General features: G+C 69.6%; 18 protein-coding genes. 1 reads left to right on the plus strand and 17 read right to left on the minus strand.

The window, feature by feature from the left end; translation table 11 throughout:
- Positions 1-128 precede the first annotated feature (128 nt).
- The 15 genes from proS to RIE08_01330 all read right to left on the minus strand — a co-directional run bounded on the left by proS (position 129) and on the right by RIE08_01330 (position 15,722).
- The gene (gene proS / locus RIE08_01260; protein MEQ8716213.1) at positions 129-1,535 is read right to left on the minus strand and encodes a proline--tRNA ligase; all 1,407 of its coding nucleotides are present in this window, start codon (positions 1,533-1,535) and stop codon (positions 129-131) included.
- Between the two features lie 46 nt (positions 1,536-1,581).
- Positions 1,582-2,805 carry a flavodoxin-dependent (E)-4-hydroxy-3-methylbut-2-enyl-diphosphate synthase gene (gene ispG, locus RIE08_01265; protein ID MEQ8716214.1) on the minus strand — a complete coding sequence of 408 codons (1,224 nt, stop codon included), beginning with the start codon at positions 2,803-2,805 and terminating at the stop codon, positions 1,582-1,584.
- A 78-nt stretch (positions 2,806-2,883) separates the two neighbouring features.
- Entirely contained in the window at positions 2,884-4,287 is a 1,404-nt protein-coding gene (locus tag RIE08_01270) for a M50 family metallopeptidase (GenBank protein ID MEQ8716215.1), read from the minus strand.
- Positions 4,284-5,459 (minus strand): 1-deoxy-D-xylulose-5-phosphate reductoisomerase, encoded by a 1,176-nt coding sequence (dxr, locus tag RIE08_01275; GenBank protein ID MEQ8716216.1) that lies wholly within the window; start codon positions 5,457-5,459, stop codon positions 4,284-4,286. The genes RIE08_01270 and dxr overlap by 4 nt, the downstream gene beginning before the upstream one ends.
- Before the next feature lie 98 nt (positions 5,460-5,557).
- Complete coding sequence (locus RIE08_01280) at positions 5,558-6,811, minus strand: phosphatidate cytidylyltransferase (GenBank protein MEQ8716217.1); 1,254 nt, start codon at positions 6,809-6,811, stop codon at positions 5,558-5,560.
- 6 nt (positions 6,812-6,817) lie between these two features.
- Complete coding sequence (gene frr / locus RIE08_01285; GenBank protein ID MEQ8716218.1) at positions 6,818-7,387, minus strand: ribosome recycling factor; 570 nt, start codon at positions 7,385-7,387, stop codon at positions 6,818-6,820.
- A gap of 10 nt (positions 7,388-7,397) precedes the next feature.
- Positions 7,398-8,156, minus strand: a complete 759-nt coding sequence (pyrH, locus tag RIE08_01290) for a UMP kinase (GenBank protein MEQ8716219.1) — start codon at positions 8,154-8,156, stop codon at positions 7,398-7,400.
- A 60-nt stretch (positions 8,157-8,216) separates the two neighbouring features.
- Complete coding sequence (gene tsf, locus RIE08_01295) at positions 8,217-9,008, minus strand: translation elongation factor Ts (protein MEQ8716220.1); 792 nt, start codon at positions 9,006-9,008, stop codon at positions 8,217-8,219.
- 60 nt (positions 9,009-9,068) lie between these two features.
- The gene (gene rpsB / locus RIE08_01300) at positions 9,069-10,043 is read right to left on the minus strand and encodes a 30S ribosomal protein S2 (protein MEQ8716221.1); all 975 of its coding nucleotides are present in this window, start codon (positions 10,041-10,043) and stop codon (positions 9,069-9,071) included.
- A 118-nt stretch (positions 10,044-10,161) separates the two neighbouring features.
- On the minus strand, positions 10,162-10,815 hold the full coding sequence (locus tag RIE08_01305) for a M23 family metallopeptidase (protein MEQ8716222.1): 654 nt from the start codon (positions 10,813-10,815) through the stop codon (positions 10,162-10,164).
- A 14-nt stretch (positions 10,816-10,829) separates the two neighbouring features.
- A complete protein-coding gene (locus RIE08_01310) occupies positions 10,830-11,591 on the minus strand; it encodes a FliA/WhiG family RNA polymerase sigma factor (GenBank protein ID MEQ8716223.1) in 762 nt (253 codons plus the stop codon).
- A gap of 6 nt (positions 11,592-11,597) precedes the next feature.
- Complete coding sequence (locus RIE08_01315) at positions 11,598-12,461, minus strand: tyrosine-type recombinase/integrase (protein ID MEQ8716224.1); 864 nt, start codon at positions 12,459-12,461, stop codon at positions 11,598-11,600.
- Positions 12,462-12,518: 57 nt separating this feature from the next.
- Positions 12,519-13,616 (minus strand): DNA-processing protein DprA, encoded by a 1,098-nt coding sequence (gene dprA / locus RIE08_01320; protein ID MEQ8716225.1) that lies wholly within the window; start codon positions 13,614-13,616, stop codon positions 12,519-12,521.
- A 13-nt stretch (positions 13,617-13,629) separates the two neighbouring features.
- A complete protein-coding gene (locus tag RIE08_01325) occupies positions 13,630-15,147 on the minus strand; it encodes a YifB family Mg chelatase-like AAA ATPase (GenBank protein ID MEQ8716226.1) in 1,518 nt (505 codons plus the stop codon).
- Between the two features lie 173 nt (positions 15,148-15,320).
- Positions 15,321-15,722 (minus strand): c-type cytochrome, encoded by a 402-nt coding sequence (locus tag RIE08_01330; GenBank protein ID MEQ8716227.1) that lies wholly within the window; start codon positions 15,720-15,722, stop codon positions 15,321-15,323.
- Positions 15,723-15,876: 154 nt separating this feature from the next.
- On the opposite strand from RIE08_01330, the gene RIE08_01335 reads away from it, so the two are divergent.
- Positions 15,877-16,089 carry a hypothetical protein gene (locus RIE08_01335; protein ID MEQ8716228.1) on the plus strand — a complete coding sequence of 71 codons (213 nt, stop codon included), beginning with the start codon at positions 15,877-15,879 and terminating at the stop codon, positions 16,087-16,089.
- A gap of 18 nt (positions 16,090-16,107) precedes the next feature.
- On the opposite strand, the gene RIE08_01340 is transcribed toward RIE08_01335, so the two are convergent.
- On the minus strand, positions 16,108-16,452 hold the full coding sequence (locus tag RIE08_01340; GenBank protein ID MEQ8716229.1) for a YraN family protein: 345 nt from the start codon (positions 16,450-16,452) through the stop codon (positions 16,108-16,110).
- 91 nt (positions 16,453-16,543) lie between these two features.
- Entirely contained in the window at positions 16,544-16,891 is a 348-nt protein-coding gene (rplS, locus tag RIE08_01345) for a 50S ribosomal protein L19 (protein MEQ8716230.1), read from the minus strand.
- Positions 16,892-16,976 lie beyond the last annotated feature (85 nt).

Genomic DNA, 16,976 nt, shown 5'->3' on the forward strand with positions numbered 1-16,976 from the left:
GCCGAGAGCCCGAAAACGAATGGCGTGGGCAGAGCCCACGCCATCTTCGACACGCCCGGGGCGCTCGACAGCCAATTGACTATACCGCGGCGGCCACGATCTCAGAGCCGCCGATCGGCTCGGCGCGGTCAGTACGCGCGGGCGCAGATGGCGACGAGGCCCTCTTCGTCGACCTCGTCGGGCAGCGAACCGTCGGCTCTCTGCAGGCAGCGCACGGTCACGCCTTCGGCGGCCATCGCGGCCTCACCCTCGGGCCCGCACTGCGACCATCCGATCCGGACAAAGCCCTCAGCAGCCGCATCCACCGCGTCGGCGGGGCCCGCAGCGTCCACAGTCGCCGCGTCGCGGCGCGTCAGCGCCTCGTTCAACAGCGCCGCCTGGATCTCCTCGAGCAGGCCGGGCACCATCGCGACCACGCCCTCGGTACCCACCTGGGACTTCTCCGCGCGGTCGCGACGCACGAGCGTGACCTCGCCGGACGCGAGATCACGGGGCCCGACCTCGATGCGCACCGGCACACCCTTGAGTTCCCAGTCCGTCGCGCGCCGTCCGAACGAGGTGTCGCGGTCGTCGAGGCGTGCGCGGACCCCGGCGGCCTCCAGGTCGGCGACGAGCGCCCGGGCGACGTCACCGGCACCGTCCTCGTCACGGATGAGAAGCACGACCGCCTGGATGGGCGCGAGGCGCGGTGGGACACGCAGCCCCCGCTCGTCGCCGTGGGCCATGATCAGTCCACCGACCATCCGGGTCGACACCCCCCACGACGTCTGCCAGACGTGGCGGCGCTCCCCCGTGTCGTCGAGGAACGTGATGTCGAACATCTGCGAGAAGTTCTGACCGAGCTCGTGGCTCGTGCCCATCTGCAGGGCCTTGCCATCCCCCATCATCGCCTCGACGGTGTAGCTGTTGATGGCTCCGGGAAAGCGTTCGGCCGCCGTCTTGAGCCCCGGCAGGACCGGGATGGCGAGCACCTCGGTCATGAAGTCCTCGTAGACGTCGCGCAGGATCTGCAACGTGTAGGCCTTCGCATCGACCCTGGTCGCATGGGCGGTGTGACCCTCCTGCCAGAGGAACTCCGTCGTGCGCAGGAACACCCGCGGCCGCATCTCCCAACGCACGACGTTGGCCCACTGGTTGACGAGCAGGGGCAGGTCCCGGTAGCTGTCCACCCACTTCGAGAAGAACGCGTTGATGATCGTCTCCGACGTCGGACGCACGACGACCGGTTCATCGAGTTCCTTGCCGCCACCGTGGGTGACCACGGCGAGTTCGGGGCTGAAGCCCTCGACGTGTTCGGCCTCCTTCGCCAGGAAGGACTCCGGGATGAACAGCGGGAAGTACGCGTTCTCGGCGCCGGCGTCCTTGATGCGCCGGTCCACCTCGGCCTGCATCCGCTCCCACAGCGAGTACCCGTAGGGCCGGATCACCATCGTCCCGCGCACAGGGCCGTTGTCGGCGAGCTCCGCCTTGGCGATGACGTCCTGGTACCACCGGGGGAAGTCCTCGGTGGGCGATGCGAGTACGGATTTGGCCATGGCCCCGCAGGCTAGCGATCAGCCGCCCGCCCGGACGCGAGCGGGATCAGGTTCCCTTGCGGATGAGGTCCACCCGTGCCTCGGACTCGTTCACGTCGTCGCCCTGGGAGTCGATGAGCGCGGCGCGGTCCCGCTCGGCTTCACGGGCGGCAACCGTCGTGTCCACCCGCTCCAGGGCGGCCTCGAAGCCGTTCTCGTGGATGAACACGGCCCACTCGACGAGCTGGTCGACCATCTCGTCCTCGGGAACCACCGCGACGTTGCGGCCCTTGACGAACAAATGGCCGCGCTTGTTGCCCGCCGCGATACCCAGGTCGGCGTCGCGGGCCTCACCCGGGCCGTTCACGACGCAGCCCATCACCGCCACCTGCAACGGGATCTCACGGTCACCGAAGGCCGCCTGGGCCTGCTCGGCCACCGCGTAGACGTCGATCTCGGCGCGGCCACAGCTCGGACAGGCGATGAGGTCCACGTTCTTGCGTTCACGCAGCCCGTAGGACTCGAGCAGCGTGCGACCCGCCCGGGCCTCCTGCACGGGATCCGCGGTGAGTGAGAACCGGATCGTGTCGCCGATCCCCTCAGCCAGCAGAGTCGCGATCCCCGCCGTGGACTTGATGAGTCCCGCCGGCGGAGGTCCGGCCTCGGTCACGCCGAGATGCAGCGGGTGGTCCGTCGCCTCGGACAGCTGACGGTACGCCTCGATCATCAGCGGGACGCTCGACGCCTTCACCGAGATCTTCACCTGGTCGAAATCGACCTCCTCGAAGTAGGCCAGCTCCGTCATGGCGGACTCGACCATCGCCTCGGGCGTGACCCGGTCGCCGTACTTCGCGTACAGATCGGGGTGCAGCGAGCCGCCGTTCACACCGATGCGGATGGGCACACCGCGGTCACGGGCCTCGTTGGCGACGGTCTTGATGTGTTCGGGTCGACGGATGTTGCCCGGGTTGAGCCGCAGGCACGCCACACCCGCCTCGAGCGCGGCGAGCGCCATCTTGTACTGGTGGTGGATGTCGGCGACGATCGGCACCGGCGAACGGGGCACGATGCGCGCGAGCCCCTCGGCGGCCTCGATCTCGTTGCAGGTGCAGCGCACGATGTCGGCCCCGGCCGCGGCCAGGGCGTAGATCTGAGCGAGGGTTCCCTCGACATCGGCCGTCTTTGTCGTGGTCATCGACTGGACCGTGACCGGTGCACCCCCGCCGACGGGCACGTCGCCCACCATGATCTGGCGGGTCTTCCGGCGTTCGAATGTCGCTGCGACGTCCATGGCTCCAGCATGGCACCCCCACGCTGCGGAGCCACCCCGCCGACGCCTCGCGGCCGCGGAACCGACCGGGCACAGAGATCAGCCCGAGAGGCTCACCGGGTCGACGATGTCGAGGTAGATCGCGCCGAGCCCGACGGTGATCAACACGAACACGACCGCGTACGCGATCGGCAGCATCTTCGCGACGTCCGCGTGGTAGCGCACCCCGTTGCGGGACCGGATCCGTTCGTAGGTCGCTATCACGACGTGGCCGCCGTCGAGCGGCAGCACGGGGATCAGGTTGAACAGGCCGATGAACACGTTCAACAGGACGAAGAACGCCAGCAGCGCCTCGATCCCCTCGTCGGCGAGGTCCCCGCCGAGGCGCGCCGCGCCGAGGATGGACAGCACCCGGTCGTCACCGCTGTCGACACTCGTGCCGCCGGAGTTGGAACCGCCCGACAGGGCGGGCTGATCGTCGCCCGAGACCAGCGTGGGCTCGTCGTCGACACCGAAGACGTTGCGGAAGAACGAGCCGAGTCCGTCCGGCGAGAAGAAGCGACCGAGCGCCTTGGTCGACTCGACCGTCAGGTCACCGAAGGTCTCGAAGGACTTCCCGAGACCCGTCAGCGGGTCCACGGTGGGAGCGGGCAGGAGTTCGCGGCCGACGCCGAGGAAGCCGGCGTCCGGGTCGACGACCCGCGGCGGTGGACGATCGGGGTCGGTGCGCTCGCCCTGGCGGCCGATCGTGCCGTCGAGACGCAGCACCTCCCCGTCACGGACCACCGTCATCGTGACGGTCTCGCCGCCGAGGTCGGGGATGACGGTTCCGACGTCGTTCCAGGAGTCGATCCGGACTCCGTCGATCTCGGTGATGACGTCACCGGGCAGGATCCCGAAGTCCTCAGCCGAGGAGTTCTCCGTCAGCGACGCGACCTGCCAGTCCGGTTCCTCGTCGAGTTCGTAGAAACCGACGAACGTGAACAACCCCCACAGAAGGCCGAGGGCGAGCAGGAAGTGCATCGCCGAACCGGCCACCGCGACCGAGAGGCGGCGCCAGTAGGGCTTCTGGCGGTAGGTGCGATCCTCGTCGGCGGGATCGACCTCCTCGAGGTTGTTCATCCCGATGATCTTCACGTACGCACCCGCCGGGATGGCCTTGATGCCGTACTCGGTCTCGCCCCGGCGGAACGACCACAACCGCGGCCCGAACCCCAGGAAGAACTCGGTGACCTTCATCCCCGCGGACTTGGCCGTCAGATAGTGCCCGAGTTCGTGCAGGAAGATCATCACGACGATGCCGAGCACGACGATCAGCAACGGCACGCCGCCCCACACACCCAGAAGGACGAGCAGGCCGACCAGCGCGAACAGCCCGATGAACCCACCGGGGCGGCCCTCGTCGGGGTCCGAGGGCTCCGGGCGCGACTCGACGACCCGCTTCTGGCGCCGCGCCACCGACGGCTCGGCCGGCGGCTGGAGTTCTGAATCGGAGGTCGTCATGCGGCGGCTCTCGCTTCGATGATGTCGGCAGCGGTCCGCCGCGCCTCGGCGTCGCTGTGCAGGACAACGTCGAGATCGGTGGCCGGCATTCCCGGGTGCCGCTCGAGTGTGGCGTCGATCACCTCGGAGATGGCCAGCCAGGAGATCCGTCCGGAGAGGAACGCGTCCACGGCGACCTCGTTCGCCGCGCTCAGCGCCGCAGGGGCCGTCTCACCGAGACGGCCGGCCTCGTAGGCGAGGCGCAGGCAGGGGAACGCCTCGAGGTCGGGCGGCTCGAAGTCCAGCCGGGAGAGCTCGCGCCAGTCGATCGTTCCGAACGCAGCGTCGAGGCGGTCCGGGTAGGCGAGCGCATAGGCGATGCACAGTCGCATGTCGGGCATCGACAGTTGGGCGATCGTGGCACCGTCGCGGTAGGTCACCATGGAATGGACGACGGACTGGGGGTGGACGACGACGTCGATGCGGTCATAACCCACACCGAACAGTTCGTTCGCCTCGATCACCTCGAGCCCCTTGTTCATCAGCGTCGACGAATCCACAGTGATCTTCGGCCCCATCGACCAGGTCGGATGCGCGAGCGCGTCGTCGATGGTGACCTCGGCGAGTTCCGCGCGGGTTCGACCGCGGAAGGGTCCCCCACTGGCGGTGAGCACGATCTCGGTGAGCTGCGCGAGGCGGTCCCCGTCGTCGAGCGTCTCATTGGCACGCAGGCACTGGTGCACCGCGCAGTGCTCCGAATCGACCGGTACGAGTTCGGCACCCGGTGTCTCGCGTGCCCTCTGCACGACCGGACCGGCCGCGATCAGCGACTCCTTGTTGGCGAGCGCGAGACGGGCCCCGTTCTCGAGGGTCGCGAGAGTGACGGGAAGACCGGCGAAACCGACCACGCCGTTCACGACCGTCTCGGCGGTCCGGGCCGCAGCGGCGAGCGCGTCGGGCCCCGCCCACACCTCGGTTCCGGCCGGGACACGCGCCTCGAGTTCGGCTGCCCGACTCTCGTCGGCGATCGCCACCACTCTCGGTCGCAGCGCCTCGGCCTGCTCGATGAGGACATCGACCGACCGCGCCGCTCCGATGGCGACGACCTCGAGATCCCCGTCGGACGCGGCGATGACATCGAGGGTCTGGGTGCCGATCGATCCGGTGGATCCGCAGATCGCGACCGTGGTCATGCAGGGGTCGTTTCTCGCAGGTACGGGGGAACCATCAGCGTAGGCGCCACGAGGGCGTACCGGCCTTCGCGCCCGGCCGGTGTGTGCGGTCCCGGCGCCTAGAAACCGACGTCGAGCACGAGTGCGGCGCAGAAGGCCGCCGGCAGCACGAACAGAAGGGAGTCGAAGCGGTCCAGCAGACCGCCGTGACCCGGCAGGATCGTGCCCATGTCCTTGATGCCGAGGTCCCGCTTGATCATCGACTCGGCCAGATCCCCGATCGGGGCGACGATGGCCACCACGATGCCGAGGAGGATGGCGTCGGACATCGAACCGTTGTTGGCGCCCCACGGATCGATCTCACCCAGACCCACGACCGCGACGGTCAGCGCGATGGCCGTGATCGCGCCGCCCACGAGCCCTTCGACGGTCTTGTTCGGGCTCGCCGCCGACAGCGGGGAACGCCCGGCGCTGCGACCGACGAGCCATCCGCCGATGTCGTAGCCGGCCGTGGCGATGATCGGCGCCAGCAGCATCCCTGAGCCCTTCGGGTAGCTGAGCAACAGCGCTGCGGTCGACCCGAGAACGCCGATGTAGAAGATGCCGAAGAACGTCACGGCGAGATTGGGAACAGGGCGTTCGTCGCTCACGCCGATGAGGTACCAGAGCACCGCGGCGACCATCGCGAGGAACAACACGACCGGATAGGCGGCCGGTCCGCGCCAGTACACCGCTGCGGGCAGCGACGCGACGGTCGCCAACCCGACGAGTGTGGCCGGGTGGTAGCTGACCCTCCGCACGGCGTTGAAGAACTCCGCGGCGGCCATGACCAGCAGGACCGTGATGAACGCGACGGCGAGTCCCTCGCCGATCAGCAGGACGATCCCTGCGACGACCGCGAGACCCACACCGGTGGCGATCGCCATCGGGATGTTGCGGTCGCTGCCACCGGCACCGGCACCGCCACCGGGCGCGCCACCGCCGGGACCACGTCGACCTCTCGGCGCGCCACTCGCGGTCGGCTGTGGCCCCGCACCGGGTCGCACCACGGGGACAGCGCCGAACTCGTCGGGGTCGTGGTCGGTGTCGGGCGGCAACATCGGCGGGTCGAACTCGAGGTCGTCGCCGTAGCCGGCCGTGGGCATCTCGTGGACCTCGGCGAGGTGACGGATGTCATCGGCGTCGTCGTAGTCGCCCGCCGCGCCGCGCCAGCGCGGCGCGCTCCCCAGAGCGTTCCACGAGTCACTGTCGTCGCCGACTGTCGGCGACGCCCCGCTGGGATCTCCCCAGTGCGGCAGATCGTCGTCCCCGCCGATGAGCCGGAGCCCATCGTCGTCGGGTTCGTCATCGGGTCCGAATCGGTCCTGGTCCACGTGTCCTCAGTCCTCGAGCAGCTCGCGCTCTTTGTGCGCGAGCGACTCGTCGATCTGTGCCTCGTAGGAGTGGGTGACGTCGTCCAGGCGCTTGCTCGCACGCTGGACGTCGTCGGAGGACGCGTCGCCGGCCTTGTCCAACTCCTCGAGGTCCTGTCGGCCCGAACGTCGGGCGTTGCGGATACTCACCTTGCCGTCCTCGGCCATCGACTTGACGAGACGGACGAATTCACGGCGACGTTCGGTCGTGAGTGGCGGGAAAACCAGGCGCATCACGACGCCGTCGTTGGAGGGGCTCAGACCCAGGTCGGCGATGCGGATCGCCCGCTCGATCGCCTCGATCGCCCCCTTGTCGAACGGGGAGATCACCAGCTGGCGGGCGTCGGGCACGCTGAAGCTGGCGAGCTGCTGCATCGGCACCTCGCTGCCGTAGTACTCGACAGGCAGCTTCTCGACCAGGGCCGAGGTGGCGCGCCCGGTCCGGATGCCCGCGAATTCCTGCTTCGCATGCTCGACGGCCTTGGCCATCTGCTCGGTGGCCTCGTCGAGGATGACCTGGATCAACTCGTCGCTCATCGCCGTCCCTTCAGCGGACCAGGGTACCGATGGTGTCGCCCGCGAGGATGGACCGCACGTTGCCGCTGCACATGAGGTCGAACATCACGATGGGCAGGTCGTTGTCCATGCACAGGGTGATGGCGGTCGAGTCCATCGCCCGAAGGCCCCGGTTGAGGACGTCGATGTAGCTCAACTCGGTCAGCAGCGTGGCATCCGGGTTGGTCTTCGGGTCGTCGGTGTAGATGCCGTCGGTGCCCCCGTGGGTGCCCTTGAGCAGCGCGTCCGCCTCGATCTCGACCGCGCGCAGCGCAGCGGTCGTGTCGGTGGTGAAGAACGGGTTTCCGGTGCCTCCGGCGAAGATCACGACCCGACCCTTCTCCAGGTGGCGGATGGCCCGGCGGCGGATGTAGGGCTCGGCGATCTGAGCCATGTGGATCGCCGTCTGGACCCTGGTGTCCTGGCCGATCTGCTCGAGGCAGTCCTGCAGGGCCAGCCCGTTGATGACGGTGGCGAGCATTCCCATGTAGTCCGCCTGGGCGCGGTCCATACCGGCGCCCGCTCCCGACATCCCCCGCCAGATGTTCCCGCCACCCACGACGACGGCGATGTCGACCTCGAACTCCTCACGGACGTCGAGGATCTCACGGGCGAGTGCGGCGACGATCGCCCCGTCGATGCCGTAGGCCTGGTCTCCGGCGAAGGCCTCGCCCGAGAGCTTGAGGACGATTCGTCCCCAGCGCGGTTTGGTCTTTCCGGGCGCGTGCGGTCCGGTTGTGGAGTGATTCATGGTCGAGACGACGCTACACCTCGCCGGCCGTGGTAGCGGGGCATCCCCCGGAGTCGTGCGTCAGTCTCCGACGTAGGCCAGCACGAAGCGGGCGATGGTTCCCGACCCGATGGTCTCAGCGACGGTGATCTTGTCGCCGTGCAGACCCTGCTCGAGCAGAACCCGCTCCTTCAGCCAGCCCTTGAGGCGACCGTCGACGATCTTGTCCCAGGCCTGCTCGGGCTTGCCCTCGGCCTTGGTGATCTCGAGAGCCGACGCACGCTCGCGCTCGACCTCCTCGGCCGGCACCTCGTCGCTGCTGAGGAACTGCGGCTTGGCGAACGCCACGTGCAGAGCCACCTGGTGCAGGGTGTCCGCGTCGACGCCCGTTCCCTCGACGATGACGCCGTTCACCCCGCGGCCGTCCTGCAGGTGCAGATACGTGTCGAGGAGCGCACCGTCGGCGGCCACGACGCGCACGACCCGACCCAGCTCGATGTTCTCTTTCTTCGACAGCTTCAGCTCATCGATGTCGTCGGCGAAACCAGCCGCGGCGTCCTCGCCCTCGGCCAGCACGGCGTCGGCGATCCGGTCGACCAGTGCCACGAAGTCCTCCGCCTTGGCGGAGAAGTCGGTCTCGCACCGCAGCTGCACGAGCGCCGCGGTCGACCCGTCGGAGAGGACGGCGATCGCTCCTTCGGCGTTCTCCCTGTCGGCACGGGTCGCGGCCTTGGCCAGACCCTTGGTCTTCAAGATGTCCTTCGCGGCATCCATGTCGCCGCCGGCCTCGGTGAGCGCCTTCTTGGCGTCCATCATCCCGGCACCCGTGGCGTCACGGAGAGCCTTCACGTCCTTGGCGCTGATGTCAGCCATCTGTCGCCGACTCCTTGTGCATCGTCGTCTTCATTCGTCGATTGGTCGTCGTCGACCGGGTCAGGAAGAAGCTTCGCCCGCGGCGTCACTCGCCTCGGGGGTCGCCTCGGCCTGTGGTGCGGCAGTGGGCGCCTCGGGGGCGGCCTCGGCCTGTGGTGCGGCAGTGGGCGCCTCGGCCTGCGGTGCGGCAGTGGGCGCCTCGGGGGCGGCCTCAGCCGTGGCCTGCGCAGCCAGACGTGCCTCGCGCTCGGCGGCCTGGGCGGCAGCCGCGGCACGCGCCTCGGCCTGCTGACGGGCGACCTCGGCCTCCTCGGCCTCGCTGCGCTCGACCGCGTCCTCGCGACGGGACTTCACGTAGCGGCCCTCGATGACCGCATCGCTCATGATGCGACACATCAGCTGGCCCGACCGGATGGCGTCGTCGTTGCCGGCGATCACGAACTTGACGACGTCGGGGTCACAGTTGGTGTCCACCACGGCGATGATGGGGATGCCGAGCTTGTTCGCCTCGGTGACGGCGATGTGCTCCTTCTTGGTGTCGAGCACGAAGATGGCCTGGGGCAGCCCGGTCATGTTGCGGATGCCGCCGAGGTTCCGCTCGAGCTTCTCGAGCTCGCGGCTGATCAACAGAGCTTCCTTCTTGGGCATCGCGGCGAGCTCACCCGAATCACGCATGCGCTGGTACTCAGCCATCTTGCCGACCCGGCGCGAGATGGTCTGGAAGTTCGTGAGCATGCCGCCGAGCCAGCGATGGCTCACGTGGGGCATCCCACAGCGCTCGGCGAAGGACTGAACCGGGTCCTGGGCCTGCTTCTTGGTGCCGACGAACAGCAGCGTGCCGCCTTCGGCGGTCATGTCGCGCACGAACGTGTACGCGTTCTCGATGTGTCCGAGGGTCTGCTTGAGATCGATGATGTAGATCCCGGCGCGCTCGCCGTGGATGTAGCGGCGCATCTTCGGGTTCCACCGTCGGGTCTGATGACCGAAGTGGACGCCTGCCTCGAGCAGCTGGCGCATAGTGACGACCGGAGCCATGGTTTCTTCTCCCCATCGGTTGGGCGGACTCCGCGTCCCGCGCCGTGAGGCGACCGTGGGTGGGACCGGAGAGGATCTGTCGTGGTGCGCCCGGACGTCCCGGGCACGGCCCCCGATACTACCGGGACCACGTCGGGAGGAGGTCCCCCCACCGCCTGAACAGCTCGCGGACCTGCACCACGGCGGTGACGGCCGCGTCCGGCCATGCCGCGGGTCCCGCGGTTCGGACGACGGAGCCCCCCGGTTCCGGCCCGGGCCGCGCCGGAGCGGAACCGACTCCCACCAGGCGGGCCCGGGTCCGCTCGAACAACGACGCCGGGTCGATGTAGTCGTCGCCGACGCGTGCGCCCAGGTGCAGCACGGACCCCGACACGGCGATGGCCTCCCCGCGCGACACGACGTCACCCGTGGAGACGAGGATCCGCGCGACGAACGAGTACGACGTCCGTACGCCGTCCGCATGGAGAACCGTCACATGGAGATCGCCACCCACGGGCCCTGCGAACACGACGCGGCCGTCCGCAACGGCCCCCACCCCCGTCCCCGGGGCGGGGCTGTACTCCAGGCCACGGTTCCCCGGCCCTGCGAAGTGCAGAGGGGCACGGAAGGGGTCGACCACCGCCGCATCCACCGGTGGTTGGTACACGACGCGATCCACGGTTTCGTCCGGTGAAGCCATCGCTCCCCGGGCGTGTCCGGCCGAAGCCGGAGCGGCGAGCACGACCGCCAGTACCGCGACGAGCACCGCGAGAAGCGCTGCGGTGACCCCCACCGAGGGCCCTGGCGTCAGCCGCGGTCCGCGGCGCTCAGACGCGACCTCATGTGCAGGACGGCCTTCGTGTGGATCTGACACACCCGGCTCTCGGTCACGCCGAGCACCTCGCCGATCTCCGCGAGGGTCATGCCCTCGTAGTAGTAGAGCGTCAGGACGATCTTCTCGCGTTCGCTCAGCCTGTTGATGGACTCCGCCAGGATGTGGCGCATCTCCTGGACCTCGAACTGGCCGACCGGGCCGGGACCGGAATCCGCGACCGTGTCGCCGAGGGTCACCGAGTCCCCACGCTCGCCACCCAGCGTCTCGTCGAGCGCGTTGATCCCGGCGAGCGACACGTCGGACAGGAGCCGGTGGAACTCCTCGACGCTGATCGCCATGGCCGCCGCGACCTCCTCGTCCTCGGGTGAACGGCCGTGCTCGGACTCGAACTCCGCGATCGCCTTCTCCACCGACCGGGCCCGGGCCCGGACCGACCGGGGCACCCAGTCCATCGCCCTCAACTCGTCGAGGATGGCCCCCTTGATCCGGGGGATGGCGAAGGTCTCGAACTTGTATCCCCGACCCGGATCGAAACGGGAGATCGCGTCGATCAGGCCGAACATCCCGTAGCTCACGAGATCCGCGTGCTCGACGTTGTTGGGAAGACCTGCGCCGACCCGCCCGGCCACGTACTTGACGAGCGGCGCGTAGTTCACGATCAGCCGGTCCCGCGCCGTGGGCGAGTCCCCGTCCAGGAAGTCCTTCCAGATCGACTCGAGCGATGGTTCGATCATGGGCGGTCAGGCCCTCGGGTGGGCGTTCTCCAGGACGGTCCGCAGACGCTCCCGGCTGACATGTGTGTAGATCTGGGTGCTCGTGAGGCTCGAGTGCCCGAGCAACTCCTGGACCGACCGCAGGTCTGCCCCACCATCGAGAAGGTGCGTGGCGAAGGTGTGCCGCAGCGCGTGGGGGTGAGTCGGGCGCACGGCCCGCCGGTCGAGTATCCGCCGCACGTCGCGGGGGGTGAGCGGCTTCGAGCGCTCGTTGTGGAACAGCGGGTCGCCAAGCCCACCCGTCGTGGTCTCCAGGTGCTCGCCGACCGCCGCCGAGGCGGGATCTGAGAGCGGTACGTAGCGCTGTTTCGCGCCCTTCCCCGTCACGATCACCCGACTCCGGGTCAGGTCCACGTCGCCCCGGCGGATTCCGCACAGTTCGCTGACGCGCAGACCGGACCCGTACAGGAGTTCCACCACGGCGTCGTCGCGGCGACGACGGTGCTCCGGTTCGTCGGCCAGACCCGGCCGGCTGGCGTCCAACAGCGCGCCCAGCGAAGGCCCGTCGAGAACCTCGGGCAACCGTCGGTGTCCCGTGGGAGCGGACACCCCCACCGTCGGATCCACCCCGCTGCGCCCCGTCCGTCGTCGCCAGTCGAAGTAGCGACGCAGCACGGAGACCTTCCGGGCGACGGTGGCTCGGGCGTAGTCCCGGGCCGCCAGGTGCGCCAGGTACCGACGAATCACGGCTCGGTCCACCGCGTCGGGCCCACCGGCGACGAACTCGTCGGCCCACTGTGAGAAATCCCGTGCGTCGCGGCTGTACACGGCCGCGGTCGACGGAGCCACCGACGTCAACGACGCTGCGAAATCCTCGACCGACCAAGCCACGGAGATACACGGTACCGGTGCCACCCCGGCCTGGCCGGTATCGCAGAGGCGTTCGACTCATGGGCCCGCCACCTGTTCGATCCACTGGCCCGTGCGGGTGAGGCGCCCGGTGACCACCAGCCGCTCCACGATCACCGCGGCATCTTCGAGGTCGATCTGCGCCGCCCGGGCGACCATGTCGACGGTGACAGGCGCCCAACCGACGGCGTCGAGCACTGCCTTCTCGTCGCCCGCCGGCGCACGTGACGATGCCGCCAGCGACGCGTGACGCACCGGGTCGAGGCCGATCGCGAGGAGGACGTCACCCACGTCACACAAGGGAGCAGCCCCGTCCGCGATCAACCGGTTCGTTCCCGCCGATGCCGCGGAACGCACGGGACCGGGGACGGCGAAGACGTCGACGCCTCGACGCAACGCCGCCTCGACCGTCGACATCGACCCTCCCCGCTCGCGGGACTCCACGACCACGACCGCATCTGCGAGACCCGCTATCAGCCTGTTGCGAGCCGGGAACCGCCACCGTTTCGGCGTCGCACCGAGCGGCGATTCGCTCACGATGGTCCCGGCGCTCGCGACGCGCGCCCAGAGTTCGCGATTCGAGGTCGGGTAGACCGTGTCCACCCCGCTACCGACCACGGCGACGGGCGCCGTTCCCCCGACGTCGAGGCTCCCCGCGTGAGCAGCCGCGTCGATGCCGCGAGCCAGGCCGGAGACGACCGAAACCCCGGCGACGCTCAGCGACCGTCCGAGCTCGCGGGCCACGTCCAACCCGTAGCGTGTGCACCGCCGCGTCCCCACGATTGCGACACGGGGACCCTCGCCGAGTTCCCGTCCCGCGAAGAACAGCACACCGGGAGGCTCGGGGTCGCCGTGGAGGCGTCGTGGATAGCGCTGCGCGCCGCGCCAGGCGACCCGATAGGGGCCGGCCTCGAGCGCCTCCCGAATGTCCCCCGGGTCGACGCGGTCGAGAGCGTCGCGCCACCGTTGTACCAACCCGGGCTCGTGCCCGACGATGGGCCGCCGCTCCACCAACGAGGCCAGCACCGCACCCGGAGGCGGACCCTCCAGGAGGCGCGCCAGTCGGGCCGGGCCGATCCCGGGCAGGCCTGCGAGGAGGGCCGCGGCGACCTCGTCGTCGTCGGGACAGGCACCCATGTCGGCGCCCACCTCACGCAGCCCCCGCCGATGCGACGCCGAAGGGGTCCGATCTCAGTGTCAGGGCCATGATGACCTGTTGTTCCGACAACGGCGGTTCCACACCAGCCAGGTCCGCGAGGGTCAGCGCCAGACGGCGGATGCGCACGAGTCCCCGTGCACTGAGGCCCCCGGCCGCGAGTCGGCGCTCGACCACCGTCGTCGCCGCCCGGTCGAAGGGCGCACACCGCAGGAGTTGGTCACCGTCGAGAAGCGAGTTGACGCTGACTCCACGTTGCGCGGCGCGCTCGCGTGCAGCGCGGACCCGCTGACGCACAGTGGACGAGGACTCGCCCGGGCCGCCTCGCAGCAGGTCCTCCGGCGACGGGCGCCCCACGGCCACTCGCAGGTCGAAGCGGTCGAGAAGCGGGCCTGAGAGGCGCCGGACGTAGCGCGACCGGGCGACCTCCGAGCAGCGACACGCCCCCGGGGCCGAGCCTTCACCGCAGGGGCACGGGTTCATAGCGGCCACCAGCAGGAAACGGGCGGGGTAGGTCGCGCGGCCATTGGCACGGCTCACCCGGATGACGCCCTCCGACAGAGGTTGCCGTAGTGCGTCGAGGACCACCGGCGAGAACTCGCCCAACTCGTCGAGGAACAGAACGCCCCCATGTGCTGCGGAGACCTCTCCGGGGCGCATCGCGCCGGCTCCGCCACCGACCAGCGCCACCATCGACGCCGAGTGGTGCGGTGCCCGTAGCGGCGGCATCGTCACGAGTCCACCGGCCGGCAGCGTAAGCCCGGATGCCGAGTGGACCCTCGTGGCGGCGAGGGCGACCTCCCGGTCGAGCGGCGGCAACAGCCCGGGCAGTCGCCGCGCCAGCATGGTCTTGCCGGCCCCGGGGGGACCGACCATCAAGATGTGATGTCCGCCGGCGGCGGCGATCTCCAGCGCCCGCCGCGCCAGTTCCTGCCCGCGGACGTCAGCGAGGTCCGGTAGGTCCTCCGGCGACGGGACCGGAGCCGGCTCCGGGGGGTCGGCCCACGGAGCGTCGCCCCGCAGGCAACGCACCACCCCGCCGAGGTCCCGCACGGTCAACACCTCGTGGCGGCCCACCAGGGCCGCCTCGGCAACGGCGTCCGGGGCGACAACGACCCGGGGACGGTCCACCGCGTCGACGAGACTCAGCGTTCCCCGGACGCGTCGGAGCGCTCCGTCGAGACCGAGTTCAGCCACGAACGCAGCATCGGCGACGGCTTCGGCCGGGATCTCACCCGTCGCCGCCAGGATCCCCACCGCGATGGCGAGGTCCAGTCCCGCACCTTCCTTGCGCAACGTGGACGGCGCCAGGTTCACCGTGATCCGACGTTGGGGCCAGGGCAACTCGCACGAGGCAATCGCCGCGCGTACCCGGTCACGGGCCTCGCGACAGGAGGCATCCGGCAGGCCGACGATGTGGAACGACGGAAGGCCCGATGCGACATGGACCTCGACGACGACGGGACGGCCGGTGACGCCATGGAGGGTGGCGGCGGGAACGGTGGCGAGCACGGGAGCTTCTCCTCGAACCAGAAGGTGGAACGTGGGGGAAGCTCGAAACCAGATGGGCGACCCCATCCGGTGAGAAGGAACCTAGCCCTGCACAGTGACAGGCGAAAGGGCCCGGCACGGACACCCTCGCCAGAGAAGCCCCGGAACCCTGCACCGGCGCCCGAATACGCCGGTCAGAGGACCTCGCGGGTGTATCTGACGACGGCCTCGATCTCGGCGGGGGTCAACTTGTCGTCGAAGCGCGGCATGGCACGGCGGCCGGCGTTGACGACCTCGAGCTGGTCGGCCACGTCGGGATAGACCTCGACCATGCGACCGTCGGCGAGTTTGGAACCGCGCCCACCACCGCCGTCGTCGCCGTGGCACGCGGCGCACCGGGCGCTGTAGACCTCGGCGCCCTCGACGAGGACGGGGTCGGCCTGTCCGTCGTTGGTGAGCGGGATCTCGGGGGGCTCGGAAGCACCGCATGCGGCAGTCAGCGCAGCGACCGTGAACACGACGGGGGCCATGATCGCAACCGGCCGCCAACGTCTGGTGGCGCGCGAACTGCGGCTCTTCACAAGGGGGTCTCGCACGTACCCGACGATACCCACGGCGGACCGGCGATACTGGCCACCGTGGGATTCGATCCGACGCGCCGCCACCAACGCACCCGATTCGACGTCGTCTTCGTCGTGGCCGGGATCCTCGTGGCGGTCGCCCTCGTCGCCTGGGCACTCTTCGGCTGAGATGGATCCCGTCGACGCCCTCTGGGCCGATGCCGAGCCGCGCCGCGTCCAGCCGTACGAGGCGACGAAGACGTACCTCTGTCCGGGGTGCAACCGCGACATCGGTCCCGGGACCGGGCACGTCGTGGCCGTCCCTCCCGAGGCTCCCGATCTGCGTCGACACTGGCACCACGGCTGCTGGCAGCGCAGGACCCGGCGGCGGCCGCTGTCGTAACGACGAGCCGGCGCAGGATCAGAAAGCCGCCGGTATCACCTCGACCGTGCGCGGAGTGACCGCCACGACGTCGAAGCGGAGTTCCTCGAACCATTCGCCGGACTCGGCGAGCCAGCGGGCCGCCAGACGCCGCAGCCGCCGCTGCTTGCGGTGATCGACGGCCTCAGCCGGATGGCCGAAGCGGTCCGAGGTGCGGGTCTTGACCTCTGCCACGACCAGGAGCGGGCCGCGCCGCACGATGACGTCGATCTCGCCCACATCGCAGCGCCAGTTGCGGGCGACGACGGTGAAACCGTTCTCGCTGTACCACGCTGCGGCCCGGTCCTCACCGTGACAGCCGGTTCGGCGGCGACCAGCGGTCACCGGAGAGGCCTTCGCTGTGATCGGGAGTGGGACACGCCACGACGCTAGATCGAGGGTGTGACGGTCCACCGGCGGGGCGACCGTCGGGGGATCAGCGGTCCCGCTTCTCCTTGATCTTCGCGCGCTTACCGATGCGGTCACGCTGGTAGTAGAGCTTCGCCCGGCGGACATCGCCGCGGACCACCCGTTCGATCATGGCGATGATGGGCGAGTGGACCGGGAAGGTGCGCTCGACGCCGACACCGAAGCTCACCTTGCGGACTGTGAAGGTCTCACGCACGCCGGAGCCCTGGCGGGCGATGACAGCACCCTCGAACACCTGGACGCGCTCGCGGTTTCCCTCGACCACACGTACGTGGACGCGCACGGTGTCGCCGGGCGCGAACTCGGGGATGTCGTCGCGCAGGTTGGCCTTGTCGACCAGGTCGGTGGGGTTCATCGCAGAGCTCCTCGGAGCGGTCGGTCCGGACGGGACCGTACGGCCCGACAATGATACGGGCCTGCGGTGCGGACACCAATCAGTG

It is taken from the genome of Acidimicrobiales bacterium (assembly GCA_040219085.1).
In the GTDB taxonomy this organism is placed as follows: domain Bacteria; phylum Actinomycetota; class Acidimicrobiia; order Acidimicrobiales; family JAVJTC01; genus JAVJTC01.

Bases quoted from the DNA above. Each gene is read 5' to 3' on its own strand.
- proS (MEQ8716213.1), bottom strand. From the start codon at position 1,535: ATGGCCAAATCCGTACTCGCATCGCCCACCGAGGACTTCCCCCGGTGG.
- ispG (MEQ8716214.1), bottom strand. From the start codon at position 2,805: ATGGACGTCGCAGCGACATTCGAACGCCGGAAGACCCGCCAGATCATG.
- RIE08_01270 (MEQ8716215.1), bottom strand. From the start codon at position 4,287: ATGACGACCTCCGATTCAGAACTCCAGCCGCCGGCCGAGCCGTCGGTG.
- dxr (MEQ8716216.1), bottom strand. From the start codon at position 5,459: ATGACCACGGTCGCGATCTGCGGATCCACCGGATCGATCGGCACCCAG.
- frr (MEQ8716218.1), bottom strand. From the start codon at position 7,387: ATGAGCGACGAGTTGATCCAGGTCATCCTCGACGAGGCCACCGAGCAG.
- pyrH (MEQ8716219.1), bottom strand. From the start codon at position 8,156: ATGAATCACTCCACAACCGGACCGCACGCGCCCGGAAAGACCAAACCG.
- tsf (MEQ8716220.1), bottom strand. From the start codon at position 9,008: ATGGCTGACATCAGCGCCAAGGACGTGAAGGCTCTCCGTGACGCCACG.
- rpsB (MEQ8716221.1), bottom strand. From the start codon at position 10,043: ATGGCTCCGGTCGTCACTATGCGCCAGCTGCTCGAGGCAGGCGTCCAC.
- RIE08_01310 (MEQ8716223.1), bottom strand. From the start codon at position 11,591: ATGATCGAACCATCGCTCGAGTCGATCTGGAAGGACTTCCTGGACGGG.
- dprA (MEQ8716225.1), bottom strand. From the start codon at position 13,616: ATGGGTGCCTGTCCCGACGACGACGAGGTCGCCGCGGCCCTCCTCGCA.
- RIE08_01335 (MEQ8716228.1), top strand. From the start codon at position 15,877: ATGGATCCCGTCGACGCCCTCTGGGCCGATGCCGAGCCGCGCCGCGTC.
- rplS (MEQ8716230.1), bottom strand. From the start codon at position 16,891: ATGAACCCCACCGACCTGGTCGACAAGGCCAACCTGCGCGACGACATC.